Source organism: Pseudomonas sp. CFBP13509, assembly GCF_005233485.1.
Classification (GTDB): Bacteria; Pseudomonadota; Gammaproteobacteria; order Pseudomonadales; family Pseudomonadaceae; genus Aquipseudomonas; species Aquipseudomonas marginalis.
In genome coordinates, this window is record NZ_QGAA01000001.1 from 56,930 (window position 1) to 74,186 (window position 17,257).

13 protein-coding genes are annotated in these 17,257 nt (G+C 62.0%); 5 read left to right on the top strand and 8 right to left on the bottom strand.

Annotation, left to right across the window (positions count from 1 at the left end; genetic code table 11):
* Positions 1-440: 440 nt before the first annotated feature.
* The gene (locus PspCFBP13509_RS00280) at positions 441-878 is read right to left on the bottom strand and encodes a hypothetical protein (RefSeq protein WP_027604243.1); all 438 of its coding nucleotides are present in this window, start codon (positions 876-878) and stop codon (positions 441-443) included.
* A 105-nt stretch (positions 879-983) separates the two neighbouring features.
* Here PspCFBP13509_RS00280 and PspCFBP13509_RS00285 point away from each other — a divergent pair, with 105 nt between their 5' ends.
* Positions 984-1,424: a universal stress protein gene (locus PspCFBP13509_RS00285; protein WP_027604244.1), complete on the top strand. Its 441-nt coding sequence runs from the start codon at positions 984-986 to the stop codon at positions 1,422-1,424.
* Positions 1,425-1,506: 82 nt separating this feature from the next.
* Here PspCFBP13509_RS00285 and PspCFBP13509_RS00290 read toward each other — a convergent pair whose 3' ends face one another.
* Positions 1,507-3,426 (bottom strand): ATP-binding cassette domain-containing protein, encoded by a 1,920-nt coding sequence (locus PspCFBP13509_RS00290; protein ID WP_065947396.1) that lies wholly within the window; start codon positions 3,424-3,426, stop codon positions 1,507-1,509.
* Between the two features lie 213 nt (positions 3,427-3,639).
* Here PspCFBP13509_RS00290 and PspCFBP13509_RS00295 point away from each other — a divergent pair, with 213 nt between their 5' ends.
* Positions 3,640-5,568: a transglycosylase SLT domain-containing protein gene (locus PspCFBP13509_RS00295; protein ID WP_065928162.1), complete on the top strand. Its 1,929-nt coding sequence runs from the start codon at positions 3,640-3,642 to the stop codon at positions 5,566-5,568.
* 65 nt (positions 5,569-5,633) lie between these two features.
* On the opposite strand, the gene PspCFBP13509_RS00300 is transcribed toward PspCFBP13509_RS00295, so the two are convergent.
* A complete protein-coding gene (locus PspCFBP13509_RS00300; protein WP_161985709.1) occupies positions 5,634-7,418 on the bottom strand; it encodes an ABC transporter transmembrane domain-containing protein in 1,785 nt (594 codons plus the stop codon).
* A 246-nt stretch (positions 7,419-7,664) separates the two neighbouring features.
* Between PspCFBP13509_RS00300 and PspCFBP13509_RS31460 the strand changes: the two genes are divergently transcribed.
* On the top strand, positions 7,665-7,838 hold the full coding sequence (locus PspCFBP13509_RS31460) for a PA1571 family protein (protein WP_027604248.1): 174 nt from the start codon (positions 7,665-7,667) through the stop codon (positions 7,836-7,838).
* A gap of 54 nt (positions 7,839-7,892) precedes the next feature.
* On the opposite strand, the gene pdxB is transcribed toward PspCFBP13509_RS31460, so the two are convergent.
* On the bottom strand, positions 7,893-9,038 hold the full coding sequence (gene pdxB, locus PspCFBP13509_RS00305) for a 4-phosphoerythronate dehydrogenase PdxB (protein ID WP_065928164.1): 1,146 nt from the start codon (positions 9,036-9,038) through the stop codon (positions 7,893-7,895).
* A 161-nt stretch (positions 9,039-9,199) separates the two neighbouring features.
* Between pdxB and PspCFBP13509_RS00310 the strand changes: the two genes are divergently transcribed.
* Positions 9,200-10,588 (top strand): MATE family efflux transporter, encoded by a 1,389-nt coding sequence (locus PspCFBP13509_RS00310; protein WP_065928165.1) that lies wholly within the window; start codon positions 9,200-9,202, stop codon positions 10,586-10,588.
* Positions 10,589-10,714: 126 nt separating this feature from the next.
* Here PspCFBP13509_RS00310 and tusA read toward each other — a convergent pair whose 3' ends face one another.
* On the bottom strand, positions 10,715-10,966 hold the full coding sequence (tusA, locus tag PspCFBP13509_RS00315) for a sulfurtransferase TusA (RefSeq protein ID WP_065928166.1): 252 nt from the start codon (positions 10,964-10,966) through the stop codon (positions 10,715-10,717).
* A 27-nt stretch (positions 10,967-10,993) separates the two neighbouring features.
* The gene (gene rlmM, locus PspCFBP13509_RS00320; RefSeq protein WP_046490414.1) at positions 10,994-12,070 is read right to left on the bottom strand and encodes a 23S rRNA (cytidine(2498)-2'-O)-methyltransferase RlmM; all 1,077 of its coding nucleotides are present in this window, start codon (positions 12,068-12,070) and stop codon (positions 10,994-10,996) included.
* A 196-nt stretch (positions 12,071-12,266) separates the two neighbouring features.
* Between rlmM and acnA the strand changes: the two genes are divergently transcribed.
* Positions 12,267-15,008, top strand: a complete 2,742-nt coding sequence (gene acnA, locus PspCFBP13509_RS00325) for an aconitate hydratase AcnA (protein WP_137211416.1) — start codon at positions 12,267-12,269, stop codon at positions 15,006-15,008.
* A 132-nt stretch (positions 15,009-15,140) separates the two neighbouring features.
* Here the strand turns inward: acnA and PspCFBP13509_RS00330 are convergent, their stop codons facing one another.
* Both PspCFBP13509_RS00330 and cysK read right to left on the bottom strand, forming a co-directional pair.
* Positions 15,141-16,079 carry an aspartyl/asparaginyl beta-hydroxylase domain-containing protein gene (locus PspCFBP13509_RS00330; protein WP_065928168.1) on the bottom strand — a complete coding sequence of 313 codons (939 nt, stop codon included), beginning with the start codon at positions 16,077-16,079 and terminating at the stop codon, positions 15,141-15,143.
* A 127-nt stretch (positions 16,080-16,206) separates the two neighbouring features.
* Positions 16,207-17,181 (bottom strand): cysteine synthase A, encoded by a 975-nt coding sequence (gene cysK / locus PspCFBP13509_RS00335; RefSeq protein ID WP_027604255.1) that lies wholly within the window; start codon positions 17,179-17,181, stop codon positions 16,207-16,209.
* Between the last annotated feature and the right edge of the window lie 76 nt (positions 17,182-17,257).

Here is a 17,257-nt window from a genome sequence, read left to right on the forward strand (position 1 = left end):
GTTTGATTTGGGTACGCCACCTTCATCCAATTCCGAGCAATTGTCAATCGCTCGAAAGGCTAGGAAAAACGCGACTTTCCAGTCATTTCAGAACCCCGGGGCCAGGCCCGCAATTCGTCAATATTCAACTATTCACGAAATCAATAATGAAAAAGATAGGGAAAACCGCTGTACAGAACCGGATATGCCGCTAGGCTAGCGACAACCGTAACGCGCCTGGATGAACATCCGACGCGGAAAACCCAGATTTACCGGCCTGCCTGGCCAACTCCAGCCCGATGATGCTTTCGGGCTTTTTATTTCCTGGCGTTTGGTATTTTTGTAGGAGCGAGCTTGCTCGCGAAAAATTCAAGGGCGCCGCGTATAACCTGAATACCCGCGTTATCGTTGACGATTTTCGCGAGCAAGCTCGCTCCTACAGAGAGCGGCAGAGGGCAGCATCAGGCCAGGGCCTTGAGCAATGTATCAATGGCCAACAGGTCGCTCGCCTCGCCCTTCTCTCCCCAGTAAAGGGCGATCATTTGCTTGTCGGCCTCGACCTTGTAGACATTCGCCGGCAGCGTTGCAAAATGCGGCAACAACTTCTCGTCCACACACACTTCGCGCCACTGATTGACCCACACGCCAGGCTCCAGCTGCCAGTAGCTCCAAACGGCCGGCATACTGCCGCGCCGGGGTCGGCAGTACTGCGCACACGGGCTCGGCGGCTCTTGCTTGAGCCAGTGCGGCCACTCCTGGGGCGCCAGTTGCATGGCCAGGCCGATGCGGCGTGCCTCCATGCGCAGGGCCATGCGCCCGCTCTGATGGCGTGATGGGCGCAGCCATGCCAGGGGGCTCAGAACCACGACAAGGATTGACACCACTATCCAGACCGTCATATGTGTACTCCCGATTTTTCTGATGAGCGGATTTGACCTGACGCAACCCTATCCGCTTGAAAGCAGCCATACTGAATCTATTGCAGTCCCCTGGAGGAACGCCCCATGTCCTACGAACATATTCTGGTCGCCGTAGACCTGACCGAAGAGTGCGATCCAGTGATCAAGCGCGCCCGAGCGTTTGCCGTTGCCAGTGGCGCAAAACTGTCACTGGTGCATATCGTCGAGCCCATGGCCATGGCCTTTGGCGGCGACGTGCCCATGGACCTTTCCCAATTGCAGCAACAACAGTTCGACCAGGCCAAGGAGCGCCTTGACCGCCTGATCGTCAAATACCCCGAAGTGACCAAGGAAAACTCCCACCTCACCTACGGCCAACCGCGCCAGGAAATCCACCACCTGGCCAAGGAGCAGCATTGCGACCTGATCGTGGTCGGCAGCCATGGCCGTCATGGTTTGGCGTTGCTGCTGGGTTCTACTGCCAATGATGTGCTGCACGGTGCGCCGTGCGATGTATTGGCCGTCAGACTGGTAAAAACCTCTTAAGGCCACATTTGAACCGCATTTCATATGAAAAAGCCCGGCGCCCATATTAGGGCGCCGGGCTTTTTTATTGCACGAAGGTCACTCAGGCATCCAGCTCGGCCCAACGCTCGACCAGCACTTCCAGCTCCTGGTTCAACGTCTCCAGGGAGGCGATGACCTTGGCGGTTTCCGCCGCCGGACGCAGGTAGAAACCCGCGTCAGCCATTTCCGCTTCTACTGCGGCGATCTGCTGTTCCTTGGCGTCGATATCACCCGGCAAGGCTTCCAGCTCACGCTGCAGCTTGTAGCTGAGTTTCTTCTTGGCCGCCGGTGCCGCTTCCTGGGCCGGTGCAGCCGCTTCCACCGGAGCCACCACAGCGGAGGTCAGGTCGGCCTTGCCGGACTTGCTCTCGGTCACGCCCAACAGGCGCGGCGAGCCGCCCTGACGCAGCCAGTCCTGGTAACCACCGACGTATTCGCGCACCTTGCCTTCACCTTCGAAGACCAGGGTGCTGGTGACCACGTTGTCGAGGAATGCCCGGTCGTGGCTGACCATCAGCACAGTGCCGTTGAAGGTCAGCAGGACCTCTTCCAGCAGCTCGAGGGTTTCCACGTCGAGGTCGTTGGTCGGTTCGTCGAGCACCAGCAGGTTGGCCGGCTTGCTGAACAACTTGGCCAGCAGCAGGCGCGCACGCTCGCCACCGGACAAGGCCTTCACGGGCGTACGCGCACGTTGCGGGCTGAACAGGAAATCACCCAGGTAGCTGAGTACGTGGCGGCTCTGGCCGTCGATATCGATAAAGTCGCGGCCTTCGGCGACGTTGTCGATCACGGTCTTTTCCAGGTCCAACTGATGGCGCAACTGGTCGAAGTAGGCCACGTCGATGCGCGTGCCCTCTTCCACCGTGCCGCTGGTCGGTTGCAGACCATTGAGCATCAGCTTGAGCAAGGTGGTCTTGCCGGTACCGTTGGCACCCAACAGGCCGATACGGTCGCCGCGTTGCAGGACCATGGAGAAGTCCTTGATCAGGAACGGGCCATCCGGGTGATGGAAGCTGACGTTCTCGAGCACCATGACCTGCTTGCCCGACTTATCGGCGGTATCCAGCTGGATATTGGCCTTGCCGGTGCGCTCGCGACGTTCGCTGCGCTCGACGCGCAGGGCCTTGAGGGCACGCACGCGGCCTTCGTTACGGGTACGGCGCGCCTTGATGCCCTGGCGGATCCAGACTTCTTCCTGGGCCAGTTTCTTGTCGAACAGGGCGTTGGCGGTTTCTTCGGCGGACAGCGCAGCTTCCTTGTGCACCAGGAAGCTGGCGTAGTCGCCGTTCCAGTCGATCAGGCCGCCACGATCCAGCTCAAGGATGCGCGTCGCCAGGTTTTGCAGGAAGGAGCGGTCGTGCGTGATAAACAGCACGGCGCCCTGGAAATCCTTGAGGGCTTCTTCCAGCCAGGCGATGGCGCCGATGTCCAGGTGGTTGGTTGGCTCGTCAAGCAGCAGCAGGTCGGGCTCGGACACCAGGGCCTGGGCCAGCAGCACACGACGACGCCAGCCGCCGGACAACTCGGCGAGGGTCTTGTCGGCCGGCAGCTGCAGGCGGCTCAAGGTGCTGTCCACCAGTTGCTGCAGGCGCCAGCCGTCACGGGCTTCGAGGTCCTGCTGGACGTGCATCAGCTTGTCCAGGTCGGCTTCGGTGACGCAGTTCTGGGCCAGGTGATGGTATTGCGCAAGCAACTCACCGACACCGTCCAGGCCTTCGGCAACCACGTCGAACACAGTCCGTCCGTCGGCAACCGGCAATTCCTGCGGCAATTCGCCAATCTTGAGGCCTGGGGCGCGCCAGACAGAGCCGTCATCGGGCTTCTGGTCGCCCTTTACCAGCTTCATCATGCTGGACTTGCCGGTGCCGTTGCGGCCGATGATGCACACCCGCTCACCACGGGCGATCTGCCAGGACACCTTGTCCAACAACGGCATAGCGCCGAAAGCAAGGGACACATCGCTGAATTTGAGCAGGGTCATACGCTTCTCCAAAAACTGGGCGCGCATTCTACCTGACTTGAGGGTGGGATGCGGCCAGCATTTTCGCTACCGACACGTTCTGTAGGACATTTCCGGAGAACTTGAACGAACCACCCGGCAAAGCTTTCGCCGGCCGCTGGCAAAAGGCTAAGCTAGGGGCAATCAGTGTCGGCGGTGCCGGTGCTAGTCGTGATTTCTCTGCACGGACGTCTCATGCGCAGTCGCCTTTTCAACTTTTTATCTTGTCTGCTTTTTTCCGCCACCGCCGTTCAATCCGCCCAGGCCGTGGACCTCACCACCCAACGTCAATATTACGATGAAGCCAAACGCGCCCTGGCCAAGGGCGATACCGGCCCCTACATGCAATACAGCCAGGCCCTGGCCGACTACCCGCTGACGCCTTACCTGGCCTACGACGAACTGACCGCCCGGCTGAAGACCGCCAGCAACGAGGAAATCGAACAATTCCTTGCCAAAAACGGCGACCTGCCCCAGGCCAACTGGATGAAACTGCGTTGGTTGCGCTGGTTGGCCGAGCGTGGCGACTGGCAGACCTTTGAAAAGTACTACGACCCCAAGCTTAATTTCGTCGAGCTGGACTGCCTGCACGGTCAGTTCCAACTGACCCACAACTTGAAGGCTGAAGGCTACAAAACCACGGAAAAACTCTGGATGACCGGCAAATCCCAGCCGGCCGCCTGTGATGCCACCTTCAGCCAATGGGCCGCCGACGGCCAACTCACTGAACAAAAAATCTGGGACCGCGCCAAACTCGCCGCCGAAGCACGCAATTACCCGCTGGCCAACAGCCTGGTAAAAACCCTGCCGACCCTGGGCGCCCAGGGCCGCCTGATGGTGGACGTAGCACAGAAGCCCGACATGCTCGGCGACCCGTCGCGCTTCCTACCGGCCACCGAGGCGATGTCTGACGCCGTCGGCCTGGGCCTGCGCCGCCTGGCACGCCAGGATCCGGACAAGGCCATGGCCCTGCTCGACGGTTACGCCAGCAGCATGCACTTCTCCCGTGACGAAAAAGTGGCAATCGCCCGTGAAATCGGCCTGACCCTGGCCAAGCGCTTCGACCCGCGAGCGCTTGAGGTGATGACCAAGTACGACCCCGAGTTGCGCGACAACACCGTGTCCGAATGGCGCCTGCGCCTGCTGTTGCGCCTGGCCCGCTGGGAAGATGCCTACCAACTGACGCGCAAACTCCCGCAGGATTTGGCCACCACCAACCGCTGGCGCTACTGGCAGGCCCGGAGCCTGGAACTGGCCGAGCCGAAAAACCCGCAAGCCCTGGTGCTGTACAAGAATCTCGCGCAGGAGCGTGACTTCTATGGCTTCCTGGCCGCCGATCGCTCCAAGGCTCCGTACCAGCTGAAGAACAAGCCGCTGCTGATGAGCCAGGCGCTGGTCAACAAAGTGCGTAACACCCCGGGTGTGCGCCGTGCCCTTGAGTTCTACGCCCGTGGCCAGATCGTGGATGGCCGCCGCGAGTGGTACCACGTCAGCCGCCATTTCAACCGTGACGAAATGGTCGCCCAGGCCAAGCTGGCCTACGACATGAAGTGGTACTTCCCAGCGATCCGCACCATCAGCCAGGCCCAGTACTGGGATGACCTGGACATCCGCTTCCCGATGGCCCACCGCGACACCCTGGTGCGCGAAGCCAAGGTCCGTGGCCTGCATTCCAGCTGGGTATTCGCCATCACCCGCCAGGAAAGCGCATTCATGGACGACGCCCGCTCCGGCGTCGGCGCCAGCGGCCTGATGCAACTGATGCCCGGCACCGCCAAGGACACTGCGCGCAAGTTCAGCATCCCCCTGGCCTCACCCGCCCAGGTGCTGGACCCGGACAAAAACATCCAGCTCGGCGCGGCTTACCTGAGCCAGGTGCACAGTCAGTTCAACGGCAACCGTGTCCTCGCCTCTGCCGCCTACAACGCCGGTCCCGGCCGCGTGCGCCAGTGGCTACGTGGCGCCGACCACCTGAGTTTCGACGTATGGGTGGAAAGCATCCCGTTCGACGAAACCCGCCAGTATGTGCAGAACGTGCTGTCTTATTCGGTGATCTACGGGCAGAAGCTCAACTCGCCACAGCCGTTGGTGGACTGGCATGAGCGCTACTTTGATGATCAATAAGGTTTGAAGCAGAAATGAAAATGCCCGCATTGAGAGATGCGGGCATTTTTTATGCGCACCGCAACTCAGTGTTCGCTGCTCTCCTCAACCCCATCACTGAACTGCAACGCCGCCAATCGCGCATATAACGGATTGCTCGCAATCAACTGCTGATGCGTGCCCACCGCCACCAGCCTGCCCTGATCCATCACCGCGATACGGTCAGCGTTCTTCACCGTCGCCAGTCGATGGGCGATAACCAGCGTGGTACGCCCTTGCATCAATTGCGGCAACGCTTGCTGGATCAGGTGTTCACTCTGGGCATCCAGGGCACTGGTGGCTTCGTCCAGCAGCAGGATCGGCGCGTCCACCAGCAACGCACGAGCAATCGCCAATCGTTGGCGCTGGCCGCCGGAGAGGCCCATGCCGCCGTCGCCGAGGTGGGTCTGGTAGCCGTCGGGCATTTGCAGGATGAAATCGTGGGCGTGGGCGATGCGGGCGGCGGCTTCGACTTGCTCGCGCGTGGCCGCTGGGTTGCCGTAGCGGATGTTCTCCTCGACGCTGCCGAAGAACAGCGCCGGGCTCTGGGACACCAGGGCGAAGTGGCGACGCAGGTCCAGGGGGTCCAGATCGGTCAGCGCCTGGCCTTCAATCAGGATGCGGCCTTGCTGGGGATCGTAGAAGCGCAGCAGCAGGTCGAAAAGCGTCGATTTGCCCGCGCCGGACGGCCCCACCAGTGCCAGGGTTTCGCCGGGGTTGATGCTCAGGTTCAGGCCGTCGATGGCGTAGCTGTCCGGCCGCGAAGGGTAGGAAAAACGCAGGTCCTGCAGCTCCATACGGCCGCTGACGCGCTCGGGCAACTGCACTTTACCCGTGGCCGGCGCCTGGATCTCGTTGCTCGACTGCAACAGCTCACCAATGCGCTCCGCTGCACCGGCGGCACGTTGCAGTTCACCGAGGACTTCGCTCAGGGTACCGACGGCGCTGCCGACGATCAGGCTGTAGAACACGAACGCAGCCAGCTCGCCGCCGGAAATGCGCCCGCTGATCACATCCATGCCGCCGACCCACAGCATCACGCCCACCGCACCCAGCACCAGCATGATCACCAGGGTAATCAACCAGGCGCGCTGGGCGATGCGTTTGCGTGCGGTGGTGAACGCCTCTTCCACGGTCACGGCAAAGCGTTGCTCGTCCTGGACCTGGTGGTTATAGGCTTGCACGGTCTTGATCTGGCCAAGGGTCTCGGACACGTAGCTGCCCACATCAGCAATACGGTCCTGGCTCAGGCGCGACAGGCTGCGCACGCGACGGCCGAAGATCAGGATCGGCGCCAGCACCAGCGGCAGCGCCACCACCACGATGCTGGTGAGCTTGGGGTTGGTGATGAACAACAGCACGATGCCGCCGATCACCATCAAGGCATTACGCAGGAACAGCGACAGCGACGAACCGATCACCGATTGCAGCAAGGTGGTGTCGGTGGTCAGCCGCGATTGGATTTCCGAGCTGCGGTTGTTCTCGTAGAAACCTGGGTGCAGGTAGATCAGGTGGTTGAAGACCTGCCGGCGAATATCCGCCACCACCCGCTCACCGATCCACGACACCAGGTAAAACCGCGCAAACGTGCCCACGGCCAAGCCCAGCACCAGCACCATGAACAGGCCGATGGACTGGTTGAGCAGGTGCGGCGATTGGGTCATGAAGCCCTGGTCCACCAGCAGGCGAATGCCCTGCCCCATGGACAAGGTGATGCCGGCGGTGACGATCAGCGCGACCAGAGCACCGAGGGCCTGCCAGCGGTAGGGCGCGATGAAACGACTGGCCAGGCGAATTGCACGGCGTTGACGGACTGAGAGCATGGAGGGCATCACCTGATCGGAAAGGGTTGGTACCTGCCTGCTTACATGGGGGGAACTTGCGCGAATAACAATGAGTCAGGTTAATTATGCCCGCCGATGCTGGCCCCTAGAGGCTATCGGTCTAACACCCGGCTGGAAATCCACAGCGGTTTCTGGTGGACTGGGTGTTCGAACCGGTGATCTCGTAAGGAGTTGTAACAGCGCGGTCACTCGGGGGTTATACAGTAGGTACACAACCTGATGAGGAGACAGGCCATGACCTTGCAAAACAGCAGCGATGCCAAGATTGAAGTGATCCGCCAACCGCAGCACTTGCCTTGCTCCGTGATCGACGCCCAGGGCCGCGAAGTGCAGATTACCGAAGAGATGATCCAGCAAGCGTGCCGCGAGCTGGAACAGCGACTGGTCAAGCCTGCCCAGCAAGGCTGAAGGGCCTACGCTCTTTCAAACCCGGCCCCGGTGGCCGGGTTTTTTATTCGGTGTTTAAACGGTTGCCGCGCCCAATGCGGACACGATGCGCGCCAACACCGCTGACTCCCCATTCACAATGCGCACCTTCAAGCCGTCGATTTCACGACGCTCCGGATAATGCTTGCGCAGCACGTCGAACGCCTTGCGTTGTTCTTCGACGGTACCCACCAGGCTGCGGCGGAAATCCGCATCATCACGGCGCGGGTCGTACACGCTGCGGCACAACGTCGCCAGCGCCCAGGCCGGATCGGTCGATGCGTTCAAGTGCACTTCGGCCAGCCACGGTTGCGGCAACAAGTCGCCCAACTGAATGCTCGGCTCCTGGCCCAGGTGCCCGCAGAACGCCTGATAGATCTGCGCCGTACCGCGCTGCTTGCCGTCCAGGCTGTAACCGGCGATATGCGGGGTGGCCAACACACACAGGTCGGCCAGGTCGACGTCCACCTCGGGCTCGCCTTCCCAAACGTCCAGCACCGCTTGCAGGTCTTCACGCGCCAGCAGCACATCGCGCAGGGCCGCGTTGTCCACCACCGGGCCACGGCTGGCGTTGATCAGCCAGGCGCCGGGCTTGAGGCGGTTGAGGCGGTCGCGATCAAACAGGTGCCAGGTGGAACCATTGCCGGACTTGGTCAGCGGCGTGTGCAGGCTGATCACATCGCATTGCTCGATGATCTGCTCGAGGCTGACGTAATCGCCGTCTTCGGCGATCTGCCGCGGCGGGTCGCAGACCAGCACGTTCCAGCCCAGGCCCTTGAGCACTTCGATCAGCCGCCCGCCCACTTCACCGGCGCCGACCACGCCATAGGTACGCTGATTGAGGTCGGCGCCTTCGATCTCGGCCAGGGTTTGCAGGCTGCCCAGCACATAGTCCACCACGCCACGCGCATTGCAGCCGGGGGCGCTGGACCACTGGATACCGGCCTGCTTGAAGTAATCGAGGTCGAGGTGGTCGGTGCCGATGGTGCAGGTGCCGACAAAACGCACCTGCGTGCCGTCCAGCAGGGCGCGGTTGACGTTGGTCACCGAGCGCACCAGCAGCACATCGGCCTGTTCGACGGTGGCGCGGTCGATGGAACGGCCGGACACTCGGCGAATCTCGCCAAATCCTTGGAAGAACTCATCGAGCAGCGGGATATTTTCGTCGGCAACAATCAGCATGGCAGGCTCCTTTGGCGGATCAGCAGTGTACAGGGATGCGATCTTCAATGTGGGAGGGGGCTGGCAGGTCGCTTACAAATCCCTAACACAGGTTTTTTCCTGACCGTTACGTCAAGGCGTAGAATCCGCGGCCTTGCACCCTCTTGACTGGACTTGCGTACGTGAACACTGCCACTGCCCCCCTCACCCGCCCCGCCCGCATCAGCCGGGAAGTGGGTGGCCTGCTGACGCTCGCGCTGCCGATCATGATCGGCCAACTGGCAACCACGGCCATGAGCTTCGTCGATGCGGTGATGGCCGGGCGCGTCAGCCCCCAGGACCTGGCGGCGGTGGGCCTGGGCAATTCGATCTGGATTCCGGTGTACCTGCTGATGACCGGTACGCTGCTGGCCACCACGCCGAAAGTCGCCCAGCGCTACGGTGCGGGCCACTACGGCGAAATCGGGCCGTTGGTGCGTCAGTCACTGTGGCTGGCGGTGGTGGTCGGCATCATCGGCGCACTGCTGTTGCTTTGCGCCGAGCCGATCCTGCATGCCATGAAGGTCGAGCCGGACCTTATCGCCCCCACCATGGGCTACCTGCATGGCATCGCCGCCGGGATGCCGGCCATCGCCCTCTACTACGTGCTGCGCTGTTTCAGTGATGGCCTGGGCCGCACCCTGCCCAGCATGGCCATGGGCCTGTGCGGGCTGGCGCTGAATATTCCACTGAACTACATCTTCATCTACGGCCACCTGGGCGTGCCGGCCATGGGCGGCGTGGGCTGCGGCTGGGCCACGGCCATTGCGATGTGGGTGATGATGCTCGGCATGGCCGCCTGGACCCGCTGGGGGGCGGCCTACCAGAGCAGCGAACTGTTCAAGCGCTTCGACTGGCCGCAGTGGTCGGTGATCAAGCGCGTACTGGGGATTGGCCTGCCGATCGGCATCGCGATCTTTGCCGAATCGAGCATCTTTGCCGTCATCGCCCTGCTGCTCGGCAGCCTGGGCGCCACCGTTGTGTCGGGGCACCAGATCGCGCTGAACGTCAGCTCACTGGTATTCATGATCCCCTATTCCCTGAGCATGGCCGTCACCGTGCGCGTCGGCCAGGCCCTGGGGCGTGGCGAGGCGCGTGAAGCACGCTTCGCCGCCGGGGTCGGCATGGGCACGGCGCTGGCGTACGCCTGTCTGTCGTGCAGCCTGATGCTGGTGTTTCGCGAGCAGATTGCGGCGATCTACACCCCGGACCCCATCGTCATACACCTGGCCTCGACGCTGATCGTGTTTTCAGCGCTGTTTCAGTTCAGTGACTCGATCCAGGTCACCGCCGCCGGCGCCCTGCGTGGCTACCAGGACACCCGTGTCACCATGGTGCTGACCCTCTTTGCCTATTGGGGCGTGGGGCTGCCGGTGGGGTACGCCCTGGGGCTGAGCAACTGGCTGGGCGAACCCAGCGGCCCGAGCGGTTTGTGGCAAGGGCTGATCGTGGGCTTGAGCTGTGCGGCGGGGATGCTGCTGGTGCGCCTGGCGCGCAGTGCACGCCGGCGCATTCGCGCCAACAAGGCATAAGCACAACGCGTACCCCTGTAGGAGCGAGCTTGCTCGCGAAAAACCCGAGAGCGCCGCGTTCCTTCAGGATACCCGCATCATCGTTAACGCCCTTCGCGAGCAAGCTCGCTCCTACAGGGACCGGTGTTAGTCGAGTTTTTTGCGGATCCAGTACAGATAGGTACCGGCCTGCTCCTGTTGATCCACCAGTTCATGGTCAAGGAACACGCAGAACTTGGGGATATCGCGGCGCGTCGACGGGTCGGTCGCGATCACCTTGAGCAAGCCGCCGGGCGGCAGGTCGCGGATGTGCTGGTGCAGCATCATCACCGGCTCAGGGCAGTTGAGGCCCGTTGCGTCGAGGGTGCCATCCACGGCGGTGTCGAAAATATCGCTCATTGTCTACTCCTGAAACCGGCGCTCAGTTTAGCGGGCCTTGGTTTTCTTCACATCCACCAGCCGACGCAGGTGGCAGGTCACTTCTTCACGGTCGTGATACAGCTGCTTGCAGCCGATCTCCACCCGAATGCCGCGCGCCTTGAAACCGTCCTCGATACGTTCCAGCAGGCGCTTGACCTCGGCGTAACGCTGTTTCATCGGCAACTTCAGGTTCACCACCGCCTCGCGGCAATACCCTTCGCCGATCCAGGTCTCAAGCAGCGCCGCGTTGCGCGCCGGCTTTTCGACGATGTCGCACACCATCCAGTCCACCGGCTGCTTGGGCACGAAAGTAAAGCCGTCGGCCATCAGGTGCTGCACCAGGCCGGTGTCCATCAGGCTTTCGGCCATGGGACCGTTGTCGATGGCGGTCACCAGCATGCCACGGTTGACCAGTTGCCAGGTCCAGCCACCAGGGGCCGCGCCCAGATCGACGCCGGTCATGTCGCCATGCAGGCGCTCGTCCCACTGGTCGCGGGGGATAAAGTGGTGCCAGGCCTCTTCCAGCTTCAGGGTCGAGCGGCTGGGCGCGTCCCGGGGGAATTTCAACCGCGGGATGCCCATCGGCCACATCGCCGAGTTATTCGACTCGGCCAGGCCCATGAACACTTCGCGGCCGCTTTTGAAGGTCAGCAGCAGGCGCGGCTTGCTCGGGTCGTCCACCAGCTTGCCGGCGTTCAACAAGGCTTTGCGCAGGTGCACTTCGAATTTCTTGCAGAAGTTCGAGAGTTCCTTGCCGTCATTGGTGTCGACCATCTCCAGCCACAGGCTGCCGCACACCGGGAATTCACGCAGGTGAGCGAGGATCACGCTGATACGGTCGGTTTCCGGCAGGTCGATAAACACCCCGCGCGCCCACTGCCGCGGGAAGATCAGCTCGGCAAAGCGCTGGCCGTGCATCAGGCGCTGGGCGCCGTCTTCTTCGGTGCAGACAAATTCGGCGCAGGCGCTGCCGGTCTTGGCCTTGGCGTAGCCGGAAACGTTCAGGCGCGCGGCGTGTTCCGCGATCTCGGAACAGACTTCGCCCTCAAACCCCGGGCGGCAGTGCATAAAAAGGGTGTTCATCGACTCTCCTGGTGACTCAACTGACGTTGCGCTATCGCAATGCCTGTCATGAAAACGCGCGCATGATAGCCGAGTTCGGAACCTTGGTTCTGTCCATAGAGTCCAGTAATTAGCCAGCTACTGAAAACAGCGCTAGTTTGAAAGCTCTGTTCGTCCCGTCAGGTCCGTAGCCGTGCGGACCATAAGGAGTCATGTAATGTCATCCCTTGATAGCCTGAGAACCCTTAAAACTTTAGAAATCGACGACAAGACCTACCACTATTTCAGCCTGCCCGAGGCCGCCAAGCGCCTGGGTGACCTGGATAAGCTGCCGATGTCCCTCAAGGTGCTGCTGGAGAACCTGCTGCGCTGGGAAGACAACAAGACCGTCACCGGCGCCGACCTCAAGGCCATTGCCGCCTGGCTCAAAGAGCGCCAGTCCGACCGCGAGATCCAGTACCGCCCCGCCCGCGTCCTGATGCAGGACTTTACCGGCGTACCCGCCGTGGTCGACCTGGCCGCCATGCGCGCCGCCGTGGCCAAGGCCGGCGGCGACCCGCAGCGCATCAACCCGCTCTCGCCCGTGGACCTGGTGATCGACCACTCGGTGATGGTCGACAAGTTCGGCAACGCCGACGCCTTCGAGCAGAACGTCGACATCGAAATGCAGCGCAACGGCGAACGCTACGCCTTCCTGCGCTGGGGACAGAGCGCCTTCGACAACTTCAGTGTGGTACCGCCGGGCACCGGCATCTGCCACCAGGTCAACCTCGAATACCTGGGCCGCACCGTGTGGACCAAGGACGAGGACGGCCGCACCTACGCCTTCCCAGACACCCTGGTGGGCACCGACTCCCACACCACCATGATCAACGGCCTCGGCGTGCTCGGCTGGGGCGTGGGCGGGATCGAAGCGGAAGCGGCGATGCTCGGCCAGCCGGTATCGATGCTGATCCCGGAAGTGATCGGCTTCAAGCTCACCGGCAAATTGAAAGAAGGCATCACCGCCACCGACCTGGTGCTGACCGTCACCCAGATGCTGCGTAAAAAAGGCGTGGTGGGTAAATTCCTCGAGTTCTACGGCGACGGCCTGGCCGACCTGCCCCTGGCGGACCGCGCGACCATCGCCAACATGGCCCCGGAATACGGCGCCACCTGCGGCTTTTTCCCGGTGGATGAGGTGACGCTGGACTACCTGCGCCTCTCCGGTCGCCCGGCTGCCACTGTGAAGCTGGTCGAGGCCTACACCAAGGCCCAGGGCCTGTGGCGCAACGCTGGTCAGGAGCCAGTGTTCACCGACAGCCTGGCCCTCGACATGGGCAGCGTCGAAGCCAGCCTCGCTGGGCCGAAACGCCCACAGGACCGTGTGTCCCTGCCCAACGTCGGCCAGGCGTTCAGCGACTTCCTCGACCTGCAGTTCAAACCCACCACCAAGGAAGAAGGCCGCCTGGAAAGTGAAGGCGGCGGCGGTGTGGCCGTGGGCAACGCCGACCTGGTGGGCGAAACCGACTATGAATACGAAGGCCAGACCTATCGCCTGAAAAACGGCGCCGTGGTGATCGCCGCCATCACCTCCTGTACCAACACGTCCAACCCCAGCGTGATGATGGCCGCCGGCCTGGTGGCGAAAAAAGCCGTGGAGAAAGGCCTCACGCGCAAACCCTGGGTGAAAACCTCCCTGGCGCCTGGCTCCAAAGTGGTCACCGACTACTACAAGGCCGCGGGCCTCACCCAGTACCTGGATAAAATTGGCTTCGACCTCGTGGGCTATGGCTGCACCACCTGCATCGGCAACTCCGGGCCGTTGCCCGAGCCGATTGAAAAAGCCATCCAGAAGGCCGACCTCGCCGTAGCGTCGGTGCTGTCCGGCAACCGCAACTTTGAAGGCCGCGTGCACCCCCTGGTGAAAACCAACTGGCTGGCCTCGCCGCCGCTGGTGGTGGCCTACGCTTTGGCGGGGACCGTACGCATCGATATCAGCAGCGAACCGCTGGGTAACGATCAACAGGGTAATCCGGTGTATTTGAAGGACATCTGGCCGAGCAGCCAGGAGATCGCCGACGCCGTTGCGCAGGTCAGCACCGGAATGTTCCACAAGGAATACGCCGAGGTGTTTGCCGGTGACGAACAGTGGCAAGCCATTGAAGTGCCACAGGCCGCGACCTATGTGTGGCAGAAAGACTCCACCTACATCCAGCACCCGCCATTCTTCGACGACATCGCCGGGCCTCTGCCGGTGATCAAAGACGTCAAGGGCGCCCACGTACTGGCGTTGCTGGGGGACTCGGTGACCACCGACCACATTTCCCCCGCCGGCAACATCAAGACCGACAGCCCCGCCGGCCGCTACCTGCGCGAGCAAGGCGTGGAGCCGCGTGACTTCAACTCCTACGGCTCACGTCGGGGCAACCATGAAGTGATGATGCGCGGCACCTTCGCCAATATACGCATTCGCAACGAAATGCTTGGCGGCGAGGAAGGCGGCAATACGCTGTACATCCCCACCGGCGAGAAAATGCCGATCTACGATGCGGCCATGAAGTACCAGGCCTCGGGCACACCGCTGGTGGTGATCGCCGGCCAGGAGTACGGCACCGGCTCCAGCCGCGACTGGGCCGCCAAGGGCACCAACCTGCTGGGGGTCAAGGCGGTGATCGCCGAGAGTTTCGAGCGGATTCACCGTTCCAACCTGGTGGGCATGGGCGTGCTGCCGCTGCAGTTCAAGCTGGATCAGAACCGCAAGGCGCTGAAGCTTACGGGCAAGGAGAAGATCGATATTCTCGGCCTGACCGAGGTAGAGATCGTGCCGCGGATGAACCTGACGCTGGTGATTACCCGCGAGGATGGCAGCAGCGAGAAGGTCGAGGTGCTGTGCCGGATCGATACCTTGAATGAAGTGGAGTACTTCAAGTCGGGGGGGATTCTGCACTATGTGCTGCGGCAGTTGATTGCCAGCTAAGGGTCGCTGGAGATCAAATGTGGGAGGGGGCTTGCTCCCGATGACGGTATGTCAGTCAAAACATCTATGACTGATCCACTGCCATCGGGAGCAAGCCCCCTCCCACATTTTGACCGCGTCTAACGCTTCAGATCAGCCGAACAACCACTTCCACAGCAGTACCAGCACCACTACCGCCAGCACCGGCCGCGCAATGCGGTAAGCCTTCGGATGCTTGCGCTTCCACTGCTTGACCACACCGCTGAACTTGTCGCTGAAGGTCTTGCTCCAGGCATACGCCTGGTTGATGCCGCCGACGCGCTCGTCATCCAGGTTCTGCGGTGCGGTGGCGCGGCCCAACTGCTTGCTGACCCAGCGGTTGACGCGGGTCATCAGGCGGTTGCTCAGCGGACGCTCGATGTCGCAGAACAGGATCACGCGGGTCTTCTCGGTTTCGTTCTTCACCCAGTGCACATAGGTTTCGTCGAACATCACGTCTTCACCGTCGCGCCAGGCATACACCTGGCCGTCGACGAAGATGCGGCAGTCGTCGGAGTTCGGCGTGGACAAGCCCAGGTGATAACGCAGGGAACCGGCAAACGGGTCACGGTGCGGGTTGAGGTGGCTGCCGCCCGGCAACAGCGCGAACATCGCGCCCTTGACGTTGGGGATGCTGCTCACCAAGGCCACGGTTTTCGGGCACAGCACCTCGGCCGATGGCAGGGGTTTGTCGTACCACTTGAGGTAGAAACGCTTCCAGCCCTTCTTGAAGAACGAACCGAAACCGGCGTCGTTGTTCTTTTCGGCGGCGCGGATGTAACCCTCGTCGAACAGGTGCATGGCCTCTTCGCGGATCACCTCCCAGTTGTCCTTGAGCACGTCCAGTTCCGGGAACTTGCTGCGGTCCAGGTACGGCTTGGACGGCACGGCCGAAAACAGGTACATCAAGGCGTTATAGGGGGCGAACAGCGCCGAATGGTTGACGAACTGGCGCAACATCGGCAAACGGGCCTTGCCGCGCAGGTGCACATACAGCGTGCTGCCGATAAACAGCAACAACACCGACAGTTTGGCGGCCAAAGAAAAGGTCATGCAGCAACTCCTGGAAATAAGCGCCTGGCCAACAGCCTCCCGGCGACGGGAGACCAGACGTGACAGCCGGCCATGATAAACAGTTGGGCCATTATGCAGAAGGCCCAGGCTGACCGGCTGACATAAATCAAGCCTGGTTTTCCTGCTCGGTAAACAAATCGCTGAACAGCATGCTCGACAGGTAGCGTTCACCGGAGTCCGGCAGGATCACCACAATGGTCTTGCCCTGCATTTCCGGCTTCTCGGCCAGGCGTACGGCCACGGCCATGGCGGCACCGCAGGAGATACCGCACAGGATGCCCTCTTCCTGCATCAGGCGCAGGGCCATGGCCTTGGATTCCTCGTCGGTCACCAGTTCCACGCGGTCGACCATCGACAGGTCGAGGTTTTTCGGCACGAACCCGGCGCCAATCCCCTGGATCTTGTGGGGGCTGGGCTTGATCTCTGCACCGGCCAGGGCCTGGGTGATCACCGGCGACACCATCGGCTCGACAGCCACCGACAGGATCGGCTTGCCTGCAGTGTTCTTGATGTAGCGCGACACACCGGTGATGGTGCCCCCCGTGCCCACGCCCGCCACCAGCACGTCCACGGCGCCATCGGTGTCGTTCCAGATTTCCGGGCCGGTGGTTTTTTCGTGGATGGCCGGGTTGGCCGGGTTTTCGAACTGGGCCGGCATAAAGTAGGTGGCCGGGTCACTGGCAACGATTTCGCCGGCCTTGTCGATGGCACCCTTCATGCCCTTGGCCGGCTCGGTCAGGACCAATTCGGCGCCGAGGGCCTTGAGCACCTTGCGGCGTTCGATACTCATGGACGCCGGCATGGTCAGCAGCAACTTGTAGCCACGGGCGGCGGCGACAAAGGCCAGGCCGATACCGGTATTGCCGGAAGTCGGTTCCACGATGGTCATGCCCGGCTTGAGCTTGCCGGTGCCTTCGGCGTCCCAGATCATGTTTGCGCCAATGCGGCACTTCACCGAATAACCCGGGTTACGCCCCTCGATCTTGGCCAGGATGGTCACGCCACGCGGTGCGATACGGTTGATCTGAACCAGGGGCGTGTTACCGATGGAGTGCGCGTTGTCTGCAAAAATGCGGCTCATGGCGGGTCCTATTAGGCGGTTTTCAGAAAGGCTCCAAGGGTATGCCTCGTGCTGCAAAGCGTCCAGTCGAAGGAAC

What these genes read in the sequence shown, in the direction of transcription:
- acnA (WP_137211416.1), top strand. Translation starts at nt 12,267, where the DNA reads ATGTCATCCCTTGATAGCCTGAGAACCCTTAAAACTTTAGAAATCGAC.
- PspCFBP13509_RS00290 (WP_065947396.1), bottom strand. Translation starts at nt 3,426, where the DNA reads ATGACCCTGCTCAAATTCAGCGATGTGTCCCTTGCTTTCGGCGCTATG.
- cysK (WP_027604255.1), bottom strand. Translation starts at nt 17,181, where the DNA reads ATGAGCCGCATTTTTGCAGACAACGCGCACTCCATCGGTAACACGCCC.
- PspCFBP13509_RS00280 (WP_027604243.1), bottom strand. Translation starts at nt 878, where the DNA reads ATGACGGTCTGGATAGTGGTGTCAATCCTTGTCGTGGTTCTGAGCCCC.
- PspCFBP13509_RS00300 (WP_161985709.1), bottom strand. Translation starts at nt 7,418, where the DNA reads ATGCCCTCCATGCTCTCAGTCCGTCAACGCCGTGCAATTCGCCTGGCC.
- tusA (WP_065928166.1), bottom strand. Translation starts at nt 10,966, where the DNA reads ATGAGCGATATTTTCGACACCGCCGTGGATGGCACCCTCGACGCAACG.
- PspCFBP13509_RS00295 (WP_065928162.1), top strand. Translation starts at nt 3,640, where the DNA reads ATGCGCAGTCGCCTTTTCAACTTTTTATCTTGTCTGCTTTTTTCCGCC.
- PspCFBP13509_RS00285 (WP_027604244.1), top strand. Translation starts at nt 984, where the DNA reads ATGTCCTACGAACATATTCTGGTCGCCGTAGACCTGACCGAAGAGTGC.
- rlmM (WP_046490414.1), bottom strand. Translation starts at nt 12,070, where the DNA reads ATGAACACCCTTTTTATGCACTGCCGCCCGGGGTTTGAGGGCGAAGTC.
- PspCFBP13509_RS00330 (WP_065928168.1), bottom strand. Translation starts at nt 16,079, where the DNA reads ATGACCTTTTCTTTGGCCGCCAAACTGTCGGTGTTGTTGCTGTTTATC.
- PspCFBP13509_RS31460 (WP_027604248.1), top strand. Translation starts at nt 7,665, where the DNA reads ATGACCTTGCAAAACAGCAGCGATGCCAAGATTGAAGTGATCCGCCAA.
- pdxB (WP_065928164.1), bottom strand. Translation starts at nt 9,038, where the DNA reads ATGCTGATTGTTGCCGACGAAAATATCCCGCTGCTCGATGAGTTCTTC.